Below are 20,423 nucleotides of genomic sequence, written 5' to 3'. Positions count from 1 at the left end.
TCTTAAGCCAGACGCGGGTTAACTTTATCGGCATCGATGTCGAACTTAGCGATCGCGTCCGCCACCACTTTCTTGTCGATTTCGCCACGTTTAGCCAGTTCGCCCAGCGCAGCCACGACCACGTAGGAGGCGTCCACTTCGAAGTGGTGACGCAGATTTTCGCGGCTGTCCGAGCGGCCGAAGCCGTCGGTGCCCAGCACGCGGTAATCGCTGGCCGGAATATAGCTGCGAACCTGTTCAGCGAACAGCTTCATGTAGTCGGTCGATGCCACCGCCGGCGCGTCGTTCATCACCTGAGCGATATAAGGTACGCGCGCTTCTTCAGTCGGATGCAGCATGTTCCAGCGCTCGCAGTCCTGGCCGTCGCGCGCCAGTTCGGTGAACGAGGTGACGCTGTAGACGTCGGAGCCGATGCCGTAATCTTTCGCCAGGATCTGCGCCGCTTCACGCACGTGACGCAGGATAGAGCCTGAGCCCAGCAGCTGCACTTTACCTTTGCTGCCTTCCACGGTTTCCAGCTTGTAGATACCCTTGCGGATACCCTCTTCGGCGCCTTCCGGCATCGCTGGCATGTGGTAGTTTTCGTTCAGCGTGGTGATGTAATAGTAAACGTTCTCTTGCGCTTCACCGTACATACGCACCAGACCGTCATGCATGATGACCGCCACTTCATAGGCGTAGGCCGGATCGTAAGAGATACAGTTCGGGATAGTCAGCGACTGAATATGGCTGTGGCCATCTTCGTGCTGCAGACCTTCGCCGTTCAGCGTGGTACGACCGGAGGTGCCGCCCACCAGGAAGCCGCGCGCCTGCTGGTCGCCCGCCAGCCACATCAGGTCGCCGATACGCTGGAAACCAAACATGGAGTAGTAGATGTAGAACGGGATCATCGGCAGGTTGTTGGTGCTGTAAGAGGTCGCCGCCGCCAGCCAGGATGAACCTGCGCCCAGCTCGTTGATCCCTTCCTGCAGAATCTGGCCTTTCTCGTCTTCTTTATAGTAAGCAACCTGCTCGCGGTCCTGCGGGGTGTACTGCTGACCGTTCGGGCTGTAGATACCAATCTGACGGAACAGACCTTCCATACCGAAAGTACGGGCTTCGTCCGCGAGGATCGGCACCAGGCGATCTTTGATCGACTTGTTCTTCAGCATCACGTTCAGGGCGCGCACGAAAGCGATAGTGGTCGAGATCTCTTTGCTCTGCTCTTCCAGCAGCGCTTTGAACTCTTCCAGCTTCGGCATTTCCAGTTTTTCAGTGAACTGCGCCTGACGGGTCGGCAGGTAGCCACCAAGCTTCTCGCGCTGGCCGTGCAGGTAGTTGTACTCTTCCGAACCTTTCTCGAAGGTGACGTACGGCAGCTCTTCGATCTTGTCGTCGGCAACCGGCACGTTGAAGCGATCGCGGATGTAGCGAACGCCATCCATGTTCATCTTCTTCACCTGGTGCGCGATGTTTTTACCTTCCGCGGTGTCGCCCATACCATAGCCTTTAATGGTATGCGCCAGAATCAGCGTCGGCTGACCTTTGGTCTCCTGCGCTTTCTTCAGTGCCGCGTAGATTTTCTTCGGATCGTGGCCGCCGCGGTTCAGGGCGAAGATCTCTTCGTCTGACCAGTCTTTAACCAGCTCCGCCGTCTCCGGGTATTTACCGAAGAAGTGTTCGCGCACGTAGGCGCCGTCACGGGATTTAAAGGTCTGATAGTCGCCGTCGACGGTTTCGTTCATCAGCTGAATCAGCTTGCCGCTGGTGTCTTTCTTCAGCAGCTCATCCCAGCGACCGCCCCAGATTACTTTGATGACGTTCCAGCCGGCGCCCGCGAAGATGCCTTCCAGTTCGTTGATGATCTTGCCGTTGCCGGTAACCGGACCGTCCAGACGCTGCAGGTTACAGTTGATGATGAACACCAGGTTGTCCAGCTTCTCGCGGGTTGCGATGGTGATCGCGCCTTTGGATTCCGGCTCGTCCATCTCGCCGTCGCCGAGGAAGGCGTAAACGGTCTGGTTAGAGGTGTCTTTCAGGCCGCGGTGTTCCAGATATTTCAGGAACTTCGCCTGATAAATGGCGTTCAACGGACCCAGACCCATGGAAACGGTCGGGAACTGCCAGAAGTCCGGCATCAGTTTCGGGTGCGGATAGGATGAGAGGCCGTTGCCGTGCACTTCCTGACGGAAGTTGTTCATCTGCTCTTCGGTCAGACGACCTTCAAGGAAGGCGCGTGAGTAGATGCCCGGCGAGATGTGACCCTGGAAGTAAACCAGATCGCCGCCGTCTTTGTCGCTGCGCGCGCGGAAGAAGTGGTTAAAGCACACTTCATAGATGGTCGCGGAAGACTGGAATGAGGAGAGATGGCCGCCCAGCTCCAGATCTTTCTTCGAGGCGCGCAGCACCGATACGATGGCGTTCCAGCGAATTGCGGAACGGATACGACGCTCCAGAGACGTGTTGCCCGGATACTCCGGCTCGTCTTCAACGGCGATAGAGTTGATATAGTTGCTGACGGCGTTACCGCCTGCCGCCACTTTTACGCCGCCTTTGCGGGCTGCGCTCAGCACCTGATCGATCAGATACTGCGCACGCTCAACACCTTCTTCACGGATGACCGATTCGATCGCCTGTAGCCAGTCACGAGTTTCGATCGGATCCACGTCATTCTGTAAACGTTCTGACATGGGGGGTATTCCTTATCTGTGTCTAATACGTTGAATTGTCAGGAGCCTGTCTCCATGTGTTCTGCTTGTGTGGTTCGCCAAAGCACAAGGAGACAGGCCCGTCGTTGATGTCCGCGCGTTCTTTGCCGCGCGTTATTCCTTACGTTGCTGTAAACGACGCAGGGAGCGTTCACGACGAGTCTGCTCCCGACTTCTGTCCAGCAAGATTTCCTCTATGAACGCCAGGTGACGATGCGAGGCTTCACGCGCCTGTTCCGGCTCGCGAGCCACAATCGCCTCGAAAATACTGGCGCGGTGACCGCTTACTTTCGCCAGCATTTCCCGGCGCGAGTAGAGCAATTCAAAATTCTGTCGAACGTTTTGTTCCAGCATTGGCCCCATCGAACGCAGCAAATGCAGCAGCACCACATTATGGGCAGCTTCTGTGACAGCGATCTGATACTGCATCACCGCATTCGCCTCGGCGTCGAGATCGCCGCTCTCCTGAGCCTGCTGTATCTGCACGTGGCAGTGGCGGATACGCTCGATATCCTCTTCCGTGCCGCGCAGCGCCGCGTAGTAAGCCGCGATCCCTTCCAGCGCATGACGCGTTTCCAGTAAATCAAACTGGGATTCCGGATGCTTAGTAAGCAGGCTGACGAGCGGATCGCTCAGGCTTTGCCAGAGATTCTGCTGGACGAAAGTACCGCCGCCCTGACGGCGCAGCAGCAAACCTTTCGCTTCCAGACGCTGTATGGCTTCGCGCAGGGATGGACGTGAGACATCAAATTGTTTGGCGAGTTCGCGCTCAGGCAGCAGCTTCTCGCCAGGACGCAGCGTCCCTTCCATAATCAGCGATTCCAGCTGCTGCTCTATGGCATCTGAGAGCTTGGGTTGGCGAATCTTACTGTAAGCCATCTTCCCTTCTTATCAAGCCGACGTCCGGAGTAAATTGGTAATACCAATTCTAAAAAGTTGGCCGTAAAGTAACAAAGTATTCACCTTGTGTCTATATGACGCCGGTCACATTCCTTGCCATACCGGCGTCCGCACGCTTTTAAGTTGCCGCGGGAAAAACAGAAATAGCGGGACGAAGCAGATGTTAAATCTCGCTACTTTTACCAAACCTTACACGGCGTTAAGGAGGATTCTCTCCTTGACCATAAGACAACCTTATTCGTCTTTGGCATCAATTCATGGCAGAACAGGCGCAGGCGGCAGTGTGATGGCTACGATGCTTTTTCAGTCAAGTCTCAGCACGAAAAGAGAAAGCAGGTGCAAAGCGCACCGCATATCACTATTCTTGTCGCCAGGGTAGCATCCGCTTACAGAGAAGGCGCCTGATACCGTAAATAAATCAGTACGTTATTGTAACCACTTCCTGACAGCCATCACGCGCTGCAAAAGAAGAATTAAAACAACATGAGGTTCGTATGGAACAACAGCATGGCGATACGCTGAAGCGCGGGCTGAAAAACCGTCATATTCAGCTGATCGCGCTGGGCGGCGCGGTGGGCACCGGCCTGTTTCTGGGCAGCGCATCGGTGATCCAGGCGGCCGGTCCAGGCGTTATTCTGGGCTACGCCATCGCCGGCTTTATCGCCTTTTTAATTATGCGTCAGCTGGGAGAGATGGTGGTCGAGGAGCCGGTCGCCGGCAGCTTCAGCCACTTCGCCTACAAATACTGGGGCAACTTTGCCGGCTTCGCGTCGGGCTGGAACTACTGGGTGCTTTATGTGCTGGTGGCCATGGCCGAGCTGACCGCCGTCGGCAAATACGTTCAGTTCTGGTGGCCAGATATTCCCACCTGGATTACCGCCGCCGTCTTCTTCGTGCTGATCAACGCCATTAACCTCACTAACGTAAAAGTCTATGGCGAGATGGAGTTCTGGTTCTCTATCGTTAAAGTCATCGCGGTGATCGGCATGATCCTGTTCGGCGGCTGGCTGCTGCTCAGCGGCACCGGCGGCCCGCAGGCCAGCGTCAGCAACCTCTGGGCGCAGGGCGGCTTCTTGCCGCACGGCTTCAGCGGGCTGGTAATGATGATGGCGATCATTATGTTCTCTTTCGGCGGCCTGGAGCTGGTTGGCATCACCGCCGCGGAAGCCGATAATCCCGAGCAGAGCATCCCTAAAGCCACCAATCAGGTTATCTATCGCATCCTGATTTTCTATATCGGCTCGCTGGCGGTGCTGCTGTCGCTGATGCCCTGGACGCGCGTCACCGCAGACACCAGCCCCTTCGTGCTGATCTTCCATGAGCTGGGCGACGCGCTGGTGGCGAACGCGCTGAACGTGGTGATCCTGACCGCCGCGCTGTCGGTCTACAACAGCTGCGTCTACTGCAACAGCCGCATGCTGTTCGGTCTGGCCCAGCAGGGCAATGCGCCGAAAGCGCTGCTGAAAGTAGACCGTCGCGGCGTGCCGGTGGCCACCATTCTGGTCTCGGCCGTGGCGACCGCGCTCTGCGTGCTGATCAACTATCTGATGCCGGGCGAAGCCTTCGGCCTGCTGATGTCGCTGGTGGTCTCCGCGCTGGTCATCAACTGGGCGATGATTAGCCTTGCTCACCTGAAATTCCGCCGTAAGAAAGATCAGCAGGGCGTGACGACGCGCTTTAAGGCGCTGCTCTATCCGTTCGGCAACTGGCTCTGCCTGGCGTTTCTGGCCGGCATTCTGGTGATTATGCTGATGACGCCGGGCATGGCGATATCGGTCTGGCTGATCCCGGTCTGGCTGGTGATCCTGGCCATCGGCTACGCCATCAAAAACAAGGTGCAGCGCGCCTGATGCTTACGCCCGCCGACCTGCGTCGGCGGGCCTTTTTCCTCTCGATCCAGTTCACACTTTTCCCGCCTCGCCTGATTTGTCCATCTTACTGACTATTTGTTGGCAGCCATCCCGCTGATATAGCAACGATAATTCTCTGCTCATACCAAATGCGCAGGAGAATTATCATGAAGGATTCCGCACTCTCTTTTCGCGAAAAGCTGGGTTACGGCATGGGCGACGCGGGCTGTAATATGATTGGCGGCGCCATCATGCTGTTTCTTAATTACTTTTATACCGATGTTTTCGGTCTCGCGCCTGCGCTGGTGGGAACCCTGCTGCTCTCGGTGCGCGTGCTGGATGCCATTACCGACCCGATTATGGGCGCGATCGCCGATCGCACTCAAAGCCGCTGGGGCCGCTTTCGTCCCTGGCTGCTCTGGATTTCGGTGCCCTATGTGCTCTTTAGCGTGCTGATGTTCACCACGCCGGACTGGAGCTACGAAAACAAGGTGATCTGGGCCTTCGTCACCTACTTCCTGATGTCCCTGACCTACACCGCCATCAACATTCCCTACTGTTCACTGGGCGGCGTCATCACCAGCGATCCCGGCGAGCGCGTCTCCTGCCAGTCCTACCGCTTTGTCATGGTCGGCATTGCGACGCTGATCCTCTCCCTGTCGCTGCTGCCGATGGCAGAGTGGTTCGGCGGCGGCGACAAGGCGCGCGGCTATCAGCTGGCGATGAGCGTGCTGGCGTTGATTGGGCTGGGGATGTTCCTGTTCTGCTTCGCCACGGTGCGGGAACGTATTCGCCCGGCGGTGCCGACCCATGACGCGCTGAAAAGCGATCTGCGCGACGTGTGGAAAAACGACCAGTGGGTACGCATTCTGCTGCTCACCTTCTGCAACGTCTGCCCCGGCTTTATCCGTATGGCCGCCACCATGTACTACGTGACCTGGGTAATGGGCCAGACGACGCACTTCGCCACGCTGTTTATCAGTCTTGGCGTTATAGGCATGATGACAGGCAGCACCCTGGCGAAGCTGCTCACCGACCGCTGGTGCAAGCTGAAAGTCTTTTTCTGGACCAATATCGCGCTGGCCCTCTTCTCCTGCGGCTTTTACTGGATCGATCCGCACGCCACCGTCGCGGTAGTGGTCGCCTATTTCCTGCTGAACGTGCTGCATCAAATCCCGTCGCCGCTGCACTGGTCGCTGATGGCCGACGTCGACGATTACGGCGAGTGGAAAACCGGCAAGCGCATCACCGGCATCAGCTTCTCCGGCAACCTGTTTTTCCTCAAGGTCGGCCTGGCGGTCGCGGGCGCAATGGTCGGCTTTTTACTCTCGATTTACGGCTACGACGCGGGCGCAAAACAGCAGTCTTCACAGGCGGTAAACGGCATTATGCTGCTGTTCACCGTCATCCCGGGCGTAGGCTACCTGATTACCGCAGGCGTCGTGCGCCTGCTGAAGGTCGACCGCGCGCTAATGCGCACGATTCAGAACGATCTCGCGCTGCGCCGCGCCAACTTCCGCGAACTGCATGAAATTCGTCAGCGCGACGGCGCTGTCACCCAACCCGGAGAAGCGAAATGAGCACACCCTGGCCGAATCCCTTTATTGAACAGCGGGCCGATCCCTTTATCCTGCGCCATGAGCAGCACTACTACTTTATCGCCTCCGTACCTGCCTATGATCGGCTGGAGCTGCGTCGCGCCAGCACGCTGCTCGATCTGCGTCATGCCGAACCGGTCGTGGTCTGGCGCAAGCCGGAGAGCGGCCCCTGCAGCGAACTGATCTGGGCGCCGGAGCTGCACCGCATCGACGAACAGTGGGTGATCTATTTCGCCGCCGCGCCGACGCGCGACATCAAAGACGGGCTGTTCCAGCATCGCATGTACGCGCTGGTATGCGACGACGCCGATCCGCTCAACGGACGCTGGCAGGCGCCGCGCCGGGTATTTAGTCAGTTCGACACCTTTGCGCTGGACGCTACCCACTTCGCGCATCAGGGCAAAAACTGGTATCTGTGGGCGCAGAAGGATCCGGCGATCCCGGGCAACTCCAATCTCTATCTGGCGGAGCTGCTTAACCCCTGGACGCTGAAAGGCGCGCCGACGATGCTGAGCCGGCCGGAATATGAGTGGGAGTGCGCTGGGTTTAGCGTCAATGAAGGACCGGCGGTGATCCAGCACGGCGATCGGCTGTTCGTTACCTACTCCGCAAGCGCCACCGACGAAAATTACTGCATGGGGCTGCTGTCGATCGGCATTGAGCAGGATCTGCTTGATGCCGCTAACTGGCGCAAGTCAGCACGGCCGGTCTTTACCTCAAACTGGGATAACCACCAGTACGGTCCGGGCCACAACTGCTTTACTCAGGATGAGAACGGCGAGGATGTGCTGGTCTATCACGCCCGCAACTACACGGAAATTGAAGGGGACCCGCTATGGGATCCCAATCGTCATACCCGGCTGAAAAGTTTTGTCTGGCGCGAAGACGGCACGCCCGATTTCGGCGTGCCGCCAGCGGATTATACCAGCGTGCCGTAGATGGTGAGCAGCGCGACCACAACTACCAGCACCAGCGAGATGCGCTTCGCCAGCGCCACCGCAACGCGCGGGGTTTCGACCTTGTCCAGGTGCGGATCGCGCTCCAGCGAAAACTGCGCCAGGCTGGTCAGCACCTGATACTGCGAACGGCGACGGTCGGTCAGCGCAGCGAACCAGGCGGGCAGCGCTTTTTCACCGTGTCCCAGCAGCGCATAGGCCACGCCGGCCAGCCGCGCCGGGATCCAGTCAATCACGTGCAGCAGGCCGTCGACGCCTGACTGCGCCCGCTCCAGCGGCGACTGATGTTTCGCCAGCCAGCTCTGCCAGGCGCGCAGGAAGGCGTAGCCCACCAGCAGCACCGGCCCGTAGGGGCCGCCCGCCACAAACCAGAACATCGGCGCCAGGTAGAAGCGGAAGTTAATCCAGATCAGCGCGTTTTGCAGCTCGCGCAGGAACTCTCGCTCGCTGCACTCCACCGGCACGCCGTGGATCAGCGTCAGCTCGGCCGCCATCGCCTGATGCGCCGCGACATCGTCATGGCTCGCCGCTTTTAAATAGGCGTGATAGTGCAGGCGCGCCGATCCGGCGCCGATGCAGAGCAGGCCGATCAGGATCCAGAACAGCAGCTGCGCGATGCCGAACAGCAGCCCTTTTACGCTCCAGATCGCCAGCGCCGTCAGCGCCATCGCCAGCAGGGTCATGCCAAGCGTACGCAGCAGCGAAAAATGGCGGCGGCGGCGAAAAATCGGCTCCAGCCGGTGATCGAGCTGCCAGTGCTCGCCCAGCTTAAACAGGCGTTCCCAACCTAAAACCAGTAACAAGGAAAACAACGTCATACCCACTCCGCGAAAATCAAAAAGAAGTTTGCCCCAACAGCTGCTGATACTGCTCCCAGTCAAAAGCCGGCCCTGGATCGGTCTTGCGCGTCGGGGCGATATCGCTGTGCCCGGTAATGCGCGAGGGCGTCAAAGGATAGTGCTGCAGCAGGAGCTGCGTGACGGCGGCCAGCGCCTGGTACTGCGCATCGGTGTAAGGCAGATCGTCGGTGCCTTCCAGCTCGATGCCGATGGAAAAGTCGTTGCAGTTTTCGCGGCCCTGGTAGCGGGAGACCCCAGCGTGCCAGGCGCGATGATCGAAAGAGACATACTGCACGATTTCGCCGTCGCGGCGAATCAGGCAGTGCGCGGCGACCTGCAGGTGAGCGATATCGGCAAAATAGGGATGGGCGTCGGGCGGCAAGGTGCCGGTAAACAGCCGATCGATCCACGGCCCGCCGAATTCGCCCGGCGGCAGGCTGATATTGTGGATGACCAACAGCGAGGGGGCCTCGTCGTTGGGACGTTGATTAAAATGCGGCGACGGCACCTGACGAATGTCGGTCAGCCAGCCCTGTTCCAGTTTCATGCTGGTATTTCCTTAGCAGAGTCCGGCTGAGAATAGCATGATTTACGATAACTTTTTGCAGCCTAAAGGTGCGGCGGCGATGCCCCGCCGCACGAAAGTTAAGTATACTAAACAAAAGTTCGACTTCGACTGGTGGAACGCGCCATTTCGATCTATTGTGGCTTCCTCTTTGTTCAGGTCATCAGGAGCGAAATCGCTATGCCAACCCGCCGTTATAATGCCGATAGTCGCCGTCAGGCGCTGATCGCCCGCATCGAACAGGACATTCCTGCCACGGTCGCGCGCGCTTTGCAGGAGGATTTAGGCGGCGAGATCGATGCCGACCGCGACATCACCGCCCAGCTGCTTCCTGAAGAGAGCCAGGCGCAGGCGCGGGTCATTACGCGCGAGGCGGGAGTTTTCTGTGGTAAACGCTGGGTGGAAGAGGTGGTTAACCAGCTTGGCGGCCATGCGACGCTGAGCTGGCAGGTCGAAGATGGCGACAGCCTGGCGCCCGATCAGACGCTGTTTACCCTCAGCGGCCCTTCTCGCCTGCTGCTGACCGCCGAACGCACCGCCTTGAACTTCATCCAGACGCTGTCTGGCGTGGCGAGCGAAACCCGACGCTATGTGCAGCTGCTGGAAGGCAGCGACACGCAGCTGCTGGACACGCGTAAAACCCTGCCGGGCCTGCGCACCGCGCTGAAATATGCGGTGCTGTGCGGCGGCGGCGCGAACCACCGCCTCGGCCTCTCGGACGCCTTCCTCATCAAGGAAAACCATATTATCGCCAGCGGGTCGATTCGGCAGGCGGTAGAGAAAGCGTTCTGGCTGCACCCGGACGTGCCGGTGGAGGTTGAGGTGGAGTCGCTGGAGGAGCTGGATCAGGCGCTGGCAGCGGGCGCCGATATCATTATGCTGGATAACTTCACCCTCGACGCGATGCGCGACGCCGTGGCGCGCGCGCAGGGACACGCGCAGCTTGAGGTCTCCGGCAACGTAACGGAAGCGACGCTGCCGCAGATTGCCCAGACCGGCGTCGACTACGTCTCCGTCGGCGCGCTCACCAAGCACGTGCGCGCGCTCGATCTCTCGATGCGCTTCACCAGCCTGTAACTTCCCTACGCCGTGCCGCCGCGCACGGCCTTTTTTGCGCGCCCGCTTCCGCTTCGTTGTTCTCCGCGCTGCAACCCCGCCCTTTTACTGCGCGCCTTTTTCCGGCCTGAAAATCCGCCGCTGGGTTTGGCGCCCATGCTTTTCTACTCTGCCTCCTCTTATCCATGAAAGAGGCGATGCAATGACCAATCAACAGGGCTTTACCCTGGTCGAGCTGATGATTGTGGTGGGGATCGTCGCGATCCTCAGCGCTATCGGCTTACCGGCCTATCAAAACTACCTGCAGCGCGCGGCGCTCACCGACATGCTGCAAACCATGGTGCCTTATAAAACGGCCGTCGAGCTGTGCGCTATGGAACGAGGCGGCCCAGCGCAGTGTCAGGCTGGCGAAAAGGGCATTCCGGCGGCCAAAGGCTCGCGTTACGTCTCCGCGCTCAGCGTGATAAACGGCGTCATTACCTTAACCGGTCAGGAGAGCCTGAACGGCCTGAGCGTCGTAATGACGCCGGTATGGGACAGCACGGAAGGCAGCCTGAGATGGCAGCGCAGCTGTACCAGCAGCAGCGACAGCCTGCGCGATAACTGCCTGGAGCAGTTCCGCTTTGATGATAAAGGAGCTAACGATGGCGATGCCTGATTCCGCTGTACGTGCGCTGTGCCAGCGCTATCGGGCCGTGTTGCTGCATCATGATGCGACGCTGCTGCGCGTCGCCGTGGCGGAACAGGTGCCGGAGGGCCTCAGCGAGGCGCTGCACTTTGCCAGCCAGTGTCAGATCGAGATCGAATGCTGGCCGCAGGCGCGACTCGATCTTCACGAGCACGGCAGCGCCTCAGCGGATGCGCCGCGCGAGGCGCTGCCGGAATCGGCGGTCGACGCCGTCAACCAGATGCTGCAGCAGGCGCTGCGGCGGCGGGCGTCCGATATTCATATCGAACCGCAGCGCGACGGCGTACGCATACGGCTGCGCATCGACGGCGCGCTACAGCCGCTGACGCCTCTCAGCGAGGCGCCGCCTGCCGCGCTGATCGCCAGGCTGAAAATCCTCGGCGGACTGGATATTGCCGAGCGACGGCTGCCGCAGGATGGACAGTTTACTCTGACGCTGGAGGGTAAACCCGCCGCCTTCCGTCTGGCGACGCTGCCGGTGCAGTACGGCGAAAAAGCGGTGATCCGTCTGCTGCAGAGCGAAAGCAGCACCCTGTCGCTGGATAAGCTGGGCCTGCCCGCCGCGCAGCGCCGTCTGCTCAGCGCCGCGCTGGCGCAGCCGCAGGGGCTCATCCTGGTGACCGGGCCGACTGGCAGCGGAAAAACCTTTACGCTCTACAGCTGCCTGAGCACGCTGAACCGGCCGGAAATGAACGTCAGCAGCGTCGAAGATCCGGTAGAAATTCCGCTGGCCGGCATTAACCAGACGCAGATCAACCCTAAATGCGGACTCGACTTCAACCGGGTGCTGCGCGCCCTGCTGCGCCAGGATCCCGACGTCATTATGGTAGGCGAGATCCGCGATGCGGAAACGGCGGAGATTGCGGTCAAAGCGGCGCAGACCGGCCACCTGGTATTATCGACGCTGCACACCAACTCGACGGCGGAAACCCTGACGAGGTTGCGGCAGATGGGCATTCCCGGCTATTTGCTCGGTCCGGCATTACGGCTGATCGTGGCGCAACGACTGGTGCGGCGGCTCTGCCCGCACTGTCGTCAGCCAGCGCAGGCGATGGCGCATTTTCCGCCCGACATCTGGCCCGGCACGCTGCAAACCTGGCGCGCGCCCGGCTGCGACCACTGCTTTTCCGGCTATTTCGGACGGCTGGCGCTGTTTGAGATATTACCGGTCGGCGGCAAGCTGCAAAACGCCATCGCCGCTGAGATGCCGCTCGACAGCGTACTGGCGCTGGCGAAAAAACAGGGTATGCGCACCTTGTTGAGCAGCGGGCTAGAGGCGGTCAGCCGCGGCGAAACCTCGCTGGAGGAGATGCAGCGCGTGACGGGTCTGGAAGATGTCCCGGCTTAGCCTCTACCGGTGGCAGGCGGTTAACGGCCAGCAGCAGCTGCATGAAGGCCAGCTGCTGGCAGCTGATGAAGAGAGCCTGCTGCGCCAGCTGGCTGAACAGGATCTGCTGCCAATTAGCTGGCAGCGCCGCAAGACCTGGCGTGCGCGCGACTGGAAGTGGCAGCAGAAAATCGACCTTGTCAGGCAGCTTGCCACACTGCTCAAAGCGGGCCTGCCGCTGGCGCAGGGGCTGGCGCTGCTGTCGCAAGGTCATCCGCATCCCGGCTGGCAACTGCTGCTGCATGCGCTGCGGCTGCGGATATTGCGCGGCGAGCCCTTCTCGCAGGCGTTAAGCCAGTGGCCGCAGATTTTTCCGCCCCTGTTCGCCGCGCTGATGCAGGTGGGCGAACTGACCGGCCAGCTTGATGCCTGCTGCGCGCAGCTGGCCGATCAGCAGGCGCGTCAGCAGCATCTATGGAATAAAGTGATCAAAGCGCTGCGCTATCCGCTGTTTATTTTACTGGTGGCCGTGGCGGTAAGCGTTGGCATGCTGCTGTTCGTACTGCCGGAATTCGTCTCGGTCTACGCCTCGTTTAACGCTCCGCTCCCCGCCTTTACCGCGGCGGTGATGGCGCTCTCCGTCGGTCTGCAGCGCTGGGGCGGCTGGCTCGCGGTCGCGCTGCTGTTGAGCGCAGCCGCCTGGCGCGCGCTGCGGCGGCGCTCGCCGGCGTGGCAGCTGTGGGAGCAGCGTCTGATGCTGCGTCTGCCGCTGCTCTCTGATCTGTGGCGCGGCAGCCAGCTGAGCCAGATCTATGCGGTTTTGCAGCTTACGCAGCGGGCGGGCATTACGTTGCTGCAGGGGTTGCAGGCGGCGGAGGCGACGCTGACCACGCGGCTGTGGCGCGACGCCGTCGTGGCGCTTCAGCACCATATTGCGCAGGGCGCGCCGCTGCATCAGGCGATGCAGGATCATCCGCTGTTTACGCCGCTCTGCATGCAGCTGGTGCATGTGGGGGAAGAGGCCGGCGCGCTGGACACCATGCTGGCGCGGCTGGCGGAGTGGCATGAGGCGCAAACCCTGACGCTGGCCGATACGCTCGCCGCCTCACTGGAACCCGCAATGATGTTAATCGTCGGCGCCATCGTCGGCACGCTGGTGATCGCGATGTATCTGCCGGTGTTTGGGCTGGGAAATGTGATTCATTAGGGTGCGCCAGGCACCCTGATGAAAGAGAAAGGTTAACGGTTAAAAACGCGGTTTTCCTGTTCGGCGACGCGAATAAAGGTGGTGCGCTTGGTCAGCTCCTTCAGCCGCTCTGCGCCGACATAGGTACAGGCTGAGCGCAGGCCGCCGAGAATGTCGCGCGCCGTCTCGGCAACTGGGCCGCGCAGCGGCAGCTTCACCGTTTTGCCTTCCGCCGCGCGATACTGCGCGACGCCGCCAACATGGCGCTTCATCGCCGATTCCGAACTCATGCCGTAAAACAGCATAAACTGCTCGCCGTTCTCCTCGACGACGGTTCCCTCGCACTCGTCATGCGCGGCGAGCATGCCGCCCAGCATCACGAAATCGGCACCGCCGCCGAACGCTTTGGCGATATCGCCCGGCACCGCGCAGCCGCCGTCGCTGACAATCTGGCCGCCCAGGCCGTGCGCCGCATCCGCGCACTCGATAACCGCAGAGAGCTGAGGATAGCCGACGCCGGTTTTCACGCGCGTGGTACAGACCGAACCCGGGCCAATGCCGACCTTAACGATATCTGCGCCGGAGAGTATCAACTCCTCCACCATTTCGCCGGTGACCACGTTGCCTGCGCAAATGGTGCGATCTGGAAAGCGTTCGCGCGCGCGCTGCAGGAAGGTGACAAAGTGCTCGGAATAGCCGTTCGCTACGTCAATACAGATGAATTTAAGATCGGCGGAGAGCGCCAGAATCGCCGTCAGCTTCTGCAAATCGGCCTCGGATGTGCCGGTCGACACCATAATATGATTCAGCACCGACACCGGCGAACGCTCAATAAAGGCGCGCCATTCGTCGACGCCGTAGTGCTTATGCACGGCCGTAAGAATATCAAAGCTGGCCAGCGCTTCCGCCATGCTGAAGGTGCCGACGGTGTCCATATTGGCGGCAATCACCGGCACGCCGCTCCAGCTCAGGCCGGAATGCTTAAAGGTAAAGTGACGTTCCAGTTCGACTTCAGAGCGGCTTTTCAGCGTGGAGCGTTTAGGGCGGATCAGCACGTCTTTAAAACCCAGCTTTAAATCTTCTTCAATACGCATAAAAATTGTCCTGGTAAGTGGCGGCGAATCGCAGTTCGGGTAGCGCACACGGCTCCAGTGGCATAATCATACGCGCCCTACGTCTGCCGACAAGACTGCGAATTTCACTTTATTTAAGCTACAATCCGATAAATTTAGCTGAGAATTTTCATTGTGATCGCGCACACAGTTTTGCGCTTCGGCTTGCCCGCTGCGTAGCGCGCCTGAGAGAGTAATATGCCTTATACCGTGGCGCTGACCGGAGGAATCGGCAGTGGAAAGAGCACCATCGCCAATGCTTTTGCGGCGCTTGGCGTACCCATTATCGACGCGGACGTTATCGCGCGCGAGGTGGTCGAGCCGGGATCGGCGGCGCTGCAGCAAATAGTGGAGCGGCACGGTGAAAGCATCCTGACAGAGCAAGGCGCACTGAATCGCGCCCGACTGAGAAAGATTATTTTCCAGTCGCCCGATGAAAAAACCTGGCTGAATAATCTGCTTCATCCCCTGATTAACGCCCGCACGCAGCAGCTAAGAGCGCTGTCGACCGCGCCCTATGTGCTGTGGGTTGTGCCGTTGCTAGTCGAAAATGGCCTGCAGCATCAGGCGGATCGCGTTCTGGTGGTCGACGTCGATGAAGCGACGCAGCTCAGGCGCACTATCCAGCGCGACGGCATAGATCGCCAGCAGGCGCAAAATATTCTGTCCGCTCAGGCGACGCGCAGTGCGCGCCTCGCCGCAGCCGACGACGTCATTAATAACGGCGGCACGCCCGATGAGGCGCTGCCGCAGGTTGCCGCTCTGCACCAGCGCTATCTGGCGCTGGCGGCAACGCAACAGGATTAACGCCATGAGTACAGTCGTTCTGTTTGAACATCCCCTGAATGAAAAAATGCGCACCTGGCTGCGCGTGGAATTCTTAATTCAGCAGCTGCATGAAACCGTCCCGGTTACCGGCACCGCCTCGGCGCTGACCTTTTTTCGCATCATCGGCGAGCTGCTGGATATTTTCGAGCGCGGCGATATGCGCACTGAGCTGCTGAAGGAGCTGGAGCGTCAGCAGCAAAAGCTGCGCGCCTGGGCCGACGTGCCGGGCGTCGACATGGCCGTGGTCGATGCGCTGCGCGACAAGCTCAAAGCGCAGGCGGTTCAGCTCAACAGCGCGCCGCGGATGGGACAGCAGCTGCGCGAAGATCGACTTATCGGTCTGGTGCGTCAGCGCCTCAGCATTCCGGGCGGCTGTTGCAGCTTCGATCTGCCAGGTCTGCATATCTGGCTGCATCAGCCGCAGGAGGTGCGCGACGGTCACATTTCCGCCTGGCTGGAGACGCTGGCGCCGCTTCATCAAAGCCTGGCGATGATTCTGGATCTTATTCGTCAGTCAGGTGCTTTCCGCCATCAGACCAGCCTGAACGGTTTTTATCAGGACAACGCCGAGGGCGCAGATCTGCTGCGCCTGCAGCTACAGCTGGAAGATGCGCTTTATCCCCAGGTTTCCGGCCACAAAAGTCGTTACGCCATTCGCTTTCTGCCGCTGGACAGCGAACGCGGCGAAGTGCCCGCACGACTTAACTTTGAACTGGCATGTTGTTAGAGGTAGCTATGCAAAATGAAGTGATTACCGTTCAGTGTCCGCACTGCGGGAAAGATGTAATCTGGGATGAGCTCAGCCCATGGCGCCCATTCTGCAGCAAGCGCTGCCAGCTGATCGATTTAGGCGAATGGGCGGACGAAGAGAAGCGGATCCCCAGCGAAGGCGATCTGAACGACAGCGATGACTGGAGCGAAGAACAGCACTGACAGCAGGGGCTCGCGCCCCTGCTATTAAAGATCGCCGGCGACCAGACGCGCAACCAGCGAATGGTTAGCCGGCGGGAACTCTTCCGCGACCAGCTCGCGTTGGGCGACCCAGCGCTGCGGCTGCCCTTCTCGTCCCCACGGCTCGCCTTCCCAGCCTTCCACCAGAAAGAAGTTGAGCGTCACGCGCAGCGCGTCATAGGTATGATCCGCCGTGCCAATCGCTGTCGCCTGCGTCACTTCAATGCCGGTCTCTTCCAGCAGTTCGCGCTTCAGTGCCTCTTCTGCGCTTTCGCCAGCCTCGATTTTACCGCCAGGAAACTCCCACATATTCGCCATATGGGACGACGCCGGGCGCTGAGCCAGAAAGATCTCTTTATCGGCGTTACGGATGATGCCAACGGCAACCTGCAGGTGCTTCATAAATTTTTTCCACGTCCGGTAAGTGAATGTGCGCTGATTTTAAAGCATGGATGGCGCAAAGTTAACCGCGCCGCGTCGACAAGAAAAAAGGCGCCGAAGCGCCTTTTTTTGCGACTGTCAGGCCAGTCGGCCGTGACACTGCTTATATTTTTTACCGGAGCCGCACGGGCAAAGATCGTTTCGTCCGACCTTACGCTCGCCGCTCTGCGCGGCCAGCGATGCGGCCGCGGCCGCTTCATCGTCAACATGGCTAAGCTGCTGCTGCTGCGCCAGACGTTCCGCTTCTTCGCGACGCTGCTGCTCCATCGCTTCCACCTCTTCCGGCATGCGCACCTGCACCTTGCTCAGCGTGCTGACTACTTCATACTTCAGCGACTCGAGCATGGCCGCGAACATGGCGAAAGATTCGCGTTTGTACTCTTGCTTAGGATCTTTCTGCGCATAGCCGCGCAGATGGATGCCCTGACGCAGGTAGTCCATCGCCGCCAGATGCTCTTTCCACAGCGAATCCAGCGTCTGCAGCATCACGCCTTTTTCGAAGTTGCGCATCATCTCGACGCCGACAATCTCTTCCTTGCTGGCGTAGCTTTCGCGGGCACGCGTCATGATGCGCTCGCGCAGCGTCTCTTCATGCAGATCCGGCTCTTTATCCAGCCACTCAGCGATCGGCAGATCGAGGTCGAAGTCAGCGCGCAGGCGCTCTTCCAGCCCCGGCACGTCCCACATCTCTTCAAGCGACTGCGGCGGAATGTAGGTATCGATCGTGGTTTTAAACACGTCTTCGCGAATGCTGTTAATGGTTTCGCTAACGTCGGAAACGTCAAGCAGTTCGTTACGCTGGCTGTAGATGGCGCGACGCTGGTCATTAGCCACATCGTCATACTCCAGCAGCTGCTTACGAATATCGAAGTTGCGGCTCTCGACTTTACGCTGCGCATTAGCGATGGCTTTGGTCACCCACGGGTGCTCGATCGCTTCGCCAGGCTTCATGCCCAGTTTACGCATCATGTTAGAGACGCGATCCGAAGCGAAAATACGCATCAGCGCATCTTCCATCGACAGATAGAAGCGGGAAGAGCCGGCGTCGCCCTGACGACCGGCGCGGCCGCGCAGCTGGTTATCGATACGACGCGACTCGTGGCGCTCGGTGCCGATAATATGCAGGCCGCCTGAAGCCAGCACCGCATCGTGGCGCTGCTGCCAGGCCGCTTTGATCGCTTCAATCTGCGTTTCGGTCGGCTCTGCCAGCTCGGCGACTTCCGCATGCCAGCTGCCGCCCAGCATAATATCGGTACCACGACCCGCCATGTTGGTAGCGATGGTGACCGCGCCCGGCTGGCCCGCCTGGGCGACGATGTCCGCTTCGCGGGCGTGGAACTTGGCGTTCAGCACGTTGTGCTTGATGCCCGCGCGCGTCAGCTCGTTAGAGACCACTTCCGATTTTTCGATAGAAATCGTACCCACCAGCACCGGCTGGCCATTAGCGGTCCGCTCGCGGATATCTTCGATGATTGCATCGATCTTCTCTTTTTCGGTCATATAGACCAGATCGGGCAGATCTTTACGCACCATCGGGCGGTTGGTCGGCACGACGATGGTGTCGAGTTTATAAATAGAGCTGAACTCGAAGGCCTCAGTGTCCGCCGTACCGGTCATACCGGCCAGCTTCTCGTAGAGGCGGAAGTAGTTCTGGAAGGTGATGGAAGCCAGCGTCTGGTTCTCGTTCTGGATCTCCACGCCCTCTTTGGCTTCAATCGCCTGGTGCAGACCATCCGACCAGCGGCGGCCCTGCATGGTGCGGCCGGTGTGTTCGTCGACGATAACCACTTCGCCATCTTTCACGATGTAATCCACGTCGCGCGTAAAGAGCGCGTGGGCGCGCAGAGCCGCGGTAACGTGATGCATCAGCATAATGTTGGTCGGCGAATAGAGCGACTCGCCCTCTTCCATAATGCCCTGGCTCACCAACAGCTCTTCCACCTTGACCAGGCCGCGCTCGGTCATGTGCGCCTGACGCGCTTTCTCGTCGACCCAGAAATCGCCTTCGCCCTGGAAGTTGTCAGAATCTTCTTTCTCCTGACGCACCAGGCTAGGAATGATTTTATTAACTTTGGTGTACATTTCCGAGCTGTCTTCCGCCGGACCGGAGATAATCAGCGGCGTACGCGCTTCGTCGATCAGAATGGAGTCGACCTCATCCACCAGCGCATAGTTCAGCTTGCGCTGCACGCGCTCTTCCGGGCTGAACGCCATATTGTCGCGCAGATAGTCGAAGCCATATTCGTTGTTGGTACCGTAGGTGATATCCGCCGCGTAGGCTTCTCGCTTCGCCACCGAAGGCATGCCCGGCAGGTTAATGCCGACGCTCAGGCCCAGGAACTCGAACAGCGGACGGTTATTTTCCGCATCGCGCTGCGCCAGGTAGTCGTTGACGGTCACGACGTGCACGCCTTTACCGCTCAGCGCGTTGAGGTATGCCGGCAGGGTTGCGGTCAGCGTTTTACCTTCACCGGTACGCATCTCCGCGATGCAGCGATCGTTCAGCACCATGCCGCCAATCAGCTGAACATCAAAGTGACGCATGCCGAAGACGCGCTTACTTGCTTCACGCACCGTGGCGAACGCTTCCGGGATCAGGCTTTCCAGCGTCTCGCCCTTTTTCAGGCGCTCGCGGAACTCGTCGGTTTTCGCTTTCAGCTCATCGTCGGAAAGCTTTTCGAAATCCGGCTCCATCTTATTGATGACGTCTACGACTTTGCGCATGCGGCGCAGGGTACGATCGTTGCTGCTGCCAAACATTTTGGTTAAAAGCTTGATTAACATATTAAAAACTTCTCAATTCAGCTGCGTAATGCGGGCTGCGATAATGAATAAAGGTATTTTAAAAGACGTTTCAGACAAGCAGCGTAGACGGTCCGGCGCGAATTGCATGGGTTTTACTGCGCCAGTCGGCCAGTGAAGTGGCGGGTGCGAGCGCATCGCGCGGCGCGTTGGCGACCGGCTGCGACGGCTGACGCAAAGAAGTATGGGTGGTCAGCAACGCCTGAAGCGAATCGATCAACGCCAGCTTGTGCGCCGCCAGCGGCAGGTTGTCGGGTGTTTCCGCCTGCGGCGTCAGGGTAAAGGAAAGATGGCGGATAACGGTGCGGATGGCGTGCTGATGCCAGTAGTCTATCGTAAAGCTGGGACGACGCGCCGTTTCCTGCAGCCGGATCAGATGATCGAAGCGCGCGGCGTTGCCGACAAAGAGGCTGCTGGAAGAGGATTCGGATGAAGTGTTGAATTCAGCGCTCTGGGCGCAGACAGGCAAGCCAAAGCTGGCCGCCACCATCCCCAACAGGAGATGAGGCCAGAAATAGCGTCTGCCTAAATGTCGCCAGCGTAGAAAAATTCCGATCACAACTCTTCCATTGCGCATTAACGATCGCGCCGTTGTCAGGGGGTTGCCGCTCTCTTCGAACAGCGGCGCTCAGCTTAT

At 59.4% G+C, this 20,423-nt stretch carries 18 protein-coding genes; 10 read left to right on the top strand and 8 right to left on the bottom strand.

What is annotated here, in order from left to right; all coding sequences use genetic code 11:
* Positions 1–2: 2 nt before the first annotated feature.
* Both aceE and pdhR read right to left on the bottom strand, forming a co-directional pair.
* Complete coding sequence (aceE, locus tag HA46_RS01850) at positions 3–2,669, bottom strand: pyruvate dehydrogenase (acetyl-transferring), homodimeric type (protein WP_033793512.1); 2,667 nt, start codon at positions 2,667–2,669, stop codon at positions 3–5.
* A 132-nt stretch (positions 2,670–2,801) separates the two neighbouring features.
* Positions 2,802–3,566 (bottom strand): pyruvate dehydrogenase complex transcriptional repressor PdhR, encoded by a 765-nt coding sequence (gene pdhR, locus HA46_RS01845; protein ID WP_033793510.1) that lies wholly within the window; start codon positions 3,564–3,566, stop codon positions 2,802–2,804.
* 515 nt (positions 3,567–4,081) lie between these two features.
* Between pdhR and aroP the strand changes: the two genes are divergently transcribed.
* The 3 genes from aroP to HA46_RS01830 all read left to right on the top strand — a co-directional run bounded on the left by aroP (position 4,082) and on the right by HA46_RS01830 (position 7,973).
* On the top strand, positions 4,082–5,437 hold the full coding sequence (gene aroP / locus HA46_RS01840) for an aromatic amino acid transporter AroP (RefSeq protein ID WP_033793508.1): 1,356 nt from the start codon (positions 4,082–4,084) through the stop codon (positions 5,435–5,437).
* Between the two features lie 167 nt (positions 5,438–5,604).
* A complete protein-coding gene (locus tag HA46_RS01835; protein WP_084881999.1) occupies positions 5,605–7,017 on the top strand; it encodes a glycoside-pentoside-hexuronide (GPH):cation symporter in 1,413 nt (470 codons plus the stop codon).
* Positions 7,014–7,973: a glycoside hydrolase family 43 protein gene (locus HA46_RS01830; protein WP_084881998.1), complete on the top strand. Its 960-nt coding sequence runs from the start codon at positions 7,014–7,016 to the stop codon at positions 7,971–7,973. The genes HA46_RS01835 and HA46_RS01830 overlap by 4 nt, the downstream gene beginning before the upstream one ends.
* Here the strand turns inward: HA46_RS01830 and ampE are convergent.
* Both ampE and ampD read right to left on the bottom strand, forming a co-directional pair.
* A complete protein-coding gene (ampE, locus tag HA46_RS01825) occupies positions 7,955–8,809 on the bottom strand; it encodes a beta-lactamase regulator AmpE (RefSeq protein ID WP_033793505.1) in 855 nt (284 codons plus the stop codon). The two genes, HA46_RS01830 and ampE, sit on opposite strands and share 19 nt — an antisense overlap.
* A 16-nt stretch (positions 8,810–8,825) precedes the next feature.
* A complete protein-coding gene (ampD, locus tag HA46_RS01820) occupies positions 8,826–9,377 on the bottom strand; it encodes a 1,6-anhydro-N-acetylmuramyl-L-alanine amidase AmpD (RefSeq protein ID WP_084881997.1) in 552 nt (183 codons plus the stop codon).
* Between the two features lie 198 nt (positions 9,378–9,575).
* On the opposite strand from ampD, the gene nadC reads away from it, so the two are divergent.
* From nadC to hofC, 4 genes are all read left to right on the top strand, one after another.
* Positions 9,576–10,472 (top strand): carboxylating nicotinate-nucleotide diphosphorylase, encoded by an 897-nt coding sequence (nadC, locus tag HA46_RS01815; RefSeq protein WP_084881996.1) that lies wholly within the window; start codon positions 9,576–9,578, stop codon positions 10,470–10,472.
* Positions 10,473–10,653: 181 nt separating this feature from the next.
* Positions 10,654–11,109 carry a prepilin peptidase-dependent pilin gene (gene ppdD / locus HA46_RS01810; RefSeq protein WP_084881995.1) on the top strand — a complete coding sequence of 152 codons (456 nt, stop codon included), beginning with the start codon at positions 10,654–10,656 and terminating at the stop codon, positions 11,107–11,109.
* A complete protein-coding gene (gene gspE, locus HA46_RS01805; RefSeq protein ID WP_084881994.1) occupies positions 11,096–12,487 on the top strand; it encodes a type II secretion system protein GspE in 1,392 nt (463 codons plus the stop codon). Before ppdD ends, gspE begins: the two co-directional genes overlap by 14 nt.
* Positions 12,474–13,673: a protein transport protein HofC gene (gene hofC / locus HA46_RS01800; protein WP_084881993.1), complete on the top strand. Its 1,200-nt coding sequence runs from the start codon at positions 12,474–12,476 to the stop codon at positions 13,671–13,673. The genes gspE and hofC overlap by 14 nt, the downstream gene beginning before the upstream one ends.
* A 32-nt stretch (positions 13,674–13,705) precedes the next feature.
* Here hofC and HA46_RS01795 read toward each other — a convergent pair whose 3' ends face one another.
* Entirely contained in the window at positions 13,706–14,746 is a 1,041-nt protein-coding gene (locus HA46_RS01795; RefSeq protein ID WP_033793498.1) for a GMP reductase, read from the bottom strand.
* Positions 14,747–14,962: 216 nt separating this feature from the next.
* On the opposite strand from HA46_RS01795, the gene coaE reads away from it, so the two are divergent.
* Genes coaE through yacG form a run of 3 tightly spaced genes read left to right on the top strand, consistent with a single transcriptional unit; the run spans position 14,963 to position 16,525 of the window.
* Positions 14,963–15,571: a dephospho-CoA kinase gene (coaE, locus tag HA46_RS01790; protein WP_084881992.1), complete on the top strand. Its 609-nt coding sequence runs from the start codon at positions 14,963–14,965 to the stop codon at positions 15,569–15,571.
* Positions 15,572–15,575: 4 nt separating this feature from the next.
* Positions 15,576–16,319: a cell division protein ZapD gene (gene zapD / locus HA46_RS01785; protein WP_033793496.1), complete on the top strand. Its 744-nt coding sequence runs from the start codon at positions 15,576–15,578 to the stop codon at positions 16,317–16,319.
* A gap of 8 nt (positions 16,320–16,327) precedes the next feature.
* Positions 16,328–16,525, top strand: coding sequence for a DNA gyrase inhibitor YacG (gene yacG, locus HA46_RS01780; protein ID WP_033793495.1), 198 nt, complete (start codon positions 16,328–16,330; stop codon positions 16,523–16,525).
* A gap of 24 nt (positions 16,526–16,549) precedes the next feature.
* Here yacG and mutT read toward each other — a convergent pair whose 3' ends face one another.
* The 3 genes from mutT to secM all read right to left on the bottom strand — a co-directional run bounded on the left by mutT (position 16,550) and on the right by secM (position 20,345).
* On the bottom strand, positions 16,550–16,945 hold the full coding sequence (mutT, locus tag HA46_RS01775) for an 8-oxo-dGTP diphosphatase MutT (protein ID WP_033793494.1): 396 nt from the start codon (positions 16,943–16,945) through the stop codon (positions 16,550–16,552).
* Between the two features lie 117 nt (positions 16,946–17,062).
* Positions 17,063–19,768, bottom strand: coding sequence for a preprotein translocase subunit SecA (gene secA / locus HA46_RS01770; protein ID WP_084881991.1), 2,706 nt, complete (start codon positions 19,766–19,768; stop codon positions 17,063–17,065).
* Positions 19,769–19,838: 70 nt separating this feature from the next.
* Positions 19,839–20,345 carry a secA translation cis-regulator SecM gene (secM, locus tag HA46_RS01765; RefSeq protein ID WP_200879026.1) on the bottom strand — a complete coding sequence of 169 codons (507 nt, stop codon included), beginning with the start codon at positions 20,343–20,345 and terminating at the stop codon, positions 19,839–19,841.
* Positions 20,346–20,423: the final 78 nt, after the last annotated feature.

Origin of the sequence: Pantoea septica, from assembly GCF_002095575.1 — a bacterium.
Taxonomy (GTDB): Bacteria; Pseudomonadota; Gammaproteobacteria; order Enterobacterales; family Enterobacteriaceae; genus Pantoea; species Pantoea septica.
The sequence above is the reverse complement of the archived record's forward strand: the minus strand, read 5'-3'. Positions and strand labels throughout refer to the sequence as shown.

Coding starts and splice junctions, on each gene's coding strand:
- aceE (WP_033793512.1), bottom strand. CDS start 2,669: ATGTCAGAACGTTTACAGAATGACGTGGATCCGATCGAAACTCGTGAC.
- pdhR (WP_033793510.1), bottom strand. CDS start 3,566: ATGGCTTACAGTAAGATTCGCCAACCCAAGCTCTCAGATGCCATAGAG.
- aroP (WP_033793508.1), top strand. CDS start 4,082: ATGGAACAACAGCATGGCGATACGCTGAAGCGCGGGCTGAAAAACCGT.
- HA46_RS01835 (WP_084881999.1), top strand. CDS start 5,605: ATGAAGGATTCCGCACTCTCTTTTCGCGAAAAGCTGGGTTACGGCATG.
- HA46_RS01830 (WP_084881998.1), top strand. CDS start 7,014: ATGAGCACACCCTGGCCGAATCCCTTTATTGAACAGCGGGCCGATCCC.
- ampE (WP_033793505.1), bottom strand. CDS start 8,809: ATGACGTTGTTTTCCTTGTTACTGGTTTTAGGTTGGGAACGCCTGTTT.
- ampD (WP_084881997.1), bottom strand. CDS start 9,377: ATGAAACTGGAACAGGGCTGGCTGACCGACATTCGTCAGGTGCCGTCG.
- nadC (WP_084881996.1), top strand. CDS start 9,576: ATGCCAACCCGCCGTTATAATGCCGATAGTCGCCGTCAGGCGCTGATC.
- ppdD (WP_084881995.1), top strand. CDS start 10,654: ATGACCAATCAACAGGGCTTTACCCTGGTCGAGCTGATGATTGTGGTG.
- gspE (WP_084881994.1), top strand. CDS start 11,096: ATGGCGATGCCTGATTCCGCTGTACGTGCGCTGTGCCAGCGCTATCGG.
- hofC (WP_084881993.1), top strand. CDS start 12,474: ATGTCCCGGCTTAGCCTCTACCGGTGGCAGGCGGTTAACGGCCAGCAG.
- HA46_RS01795 (WP_033793498.1), bottom strand. CDS start 14,746: ATGCGTATTGAAGAAGATTTAAAGCTGGGTTTTAAAGACGTGCTGATC.
- coaE (WP_084881992.1), top strand. CDS start 14,963: ATGCCTTATACCGTGGCGCTGACCGGAGGAATCGGCAGTGGAAAGAGC.
- zapD (WP_033793496.1), top strand. CDS start 15,576: ATGAGTACAGTCGTTCTGTTTGAACATCCCCTGAATGAAAAAATGCGC.
- yacG (WP_033793495.1), top strand. CDS start 16,328: ATGCAAAATGAAGTGATTACCGTTCAGTGTCCGCACTGCGGGAAAGAT.
- mutT (WP_033793494.1), bottom strand. CDS start 16,945: ATGAAGCACCTGCAGGTTGCCGTTGGCATCATCCGTAACGCCGATAAA.
- secA (WP_084881991.1), bottom strand. CDS start 19,768: ATGTTAATCAAGCTTTTAACCAAAATGTTTGGCAGCAGCAACGATCGT.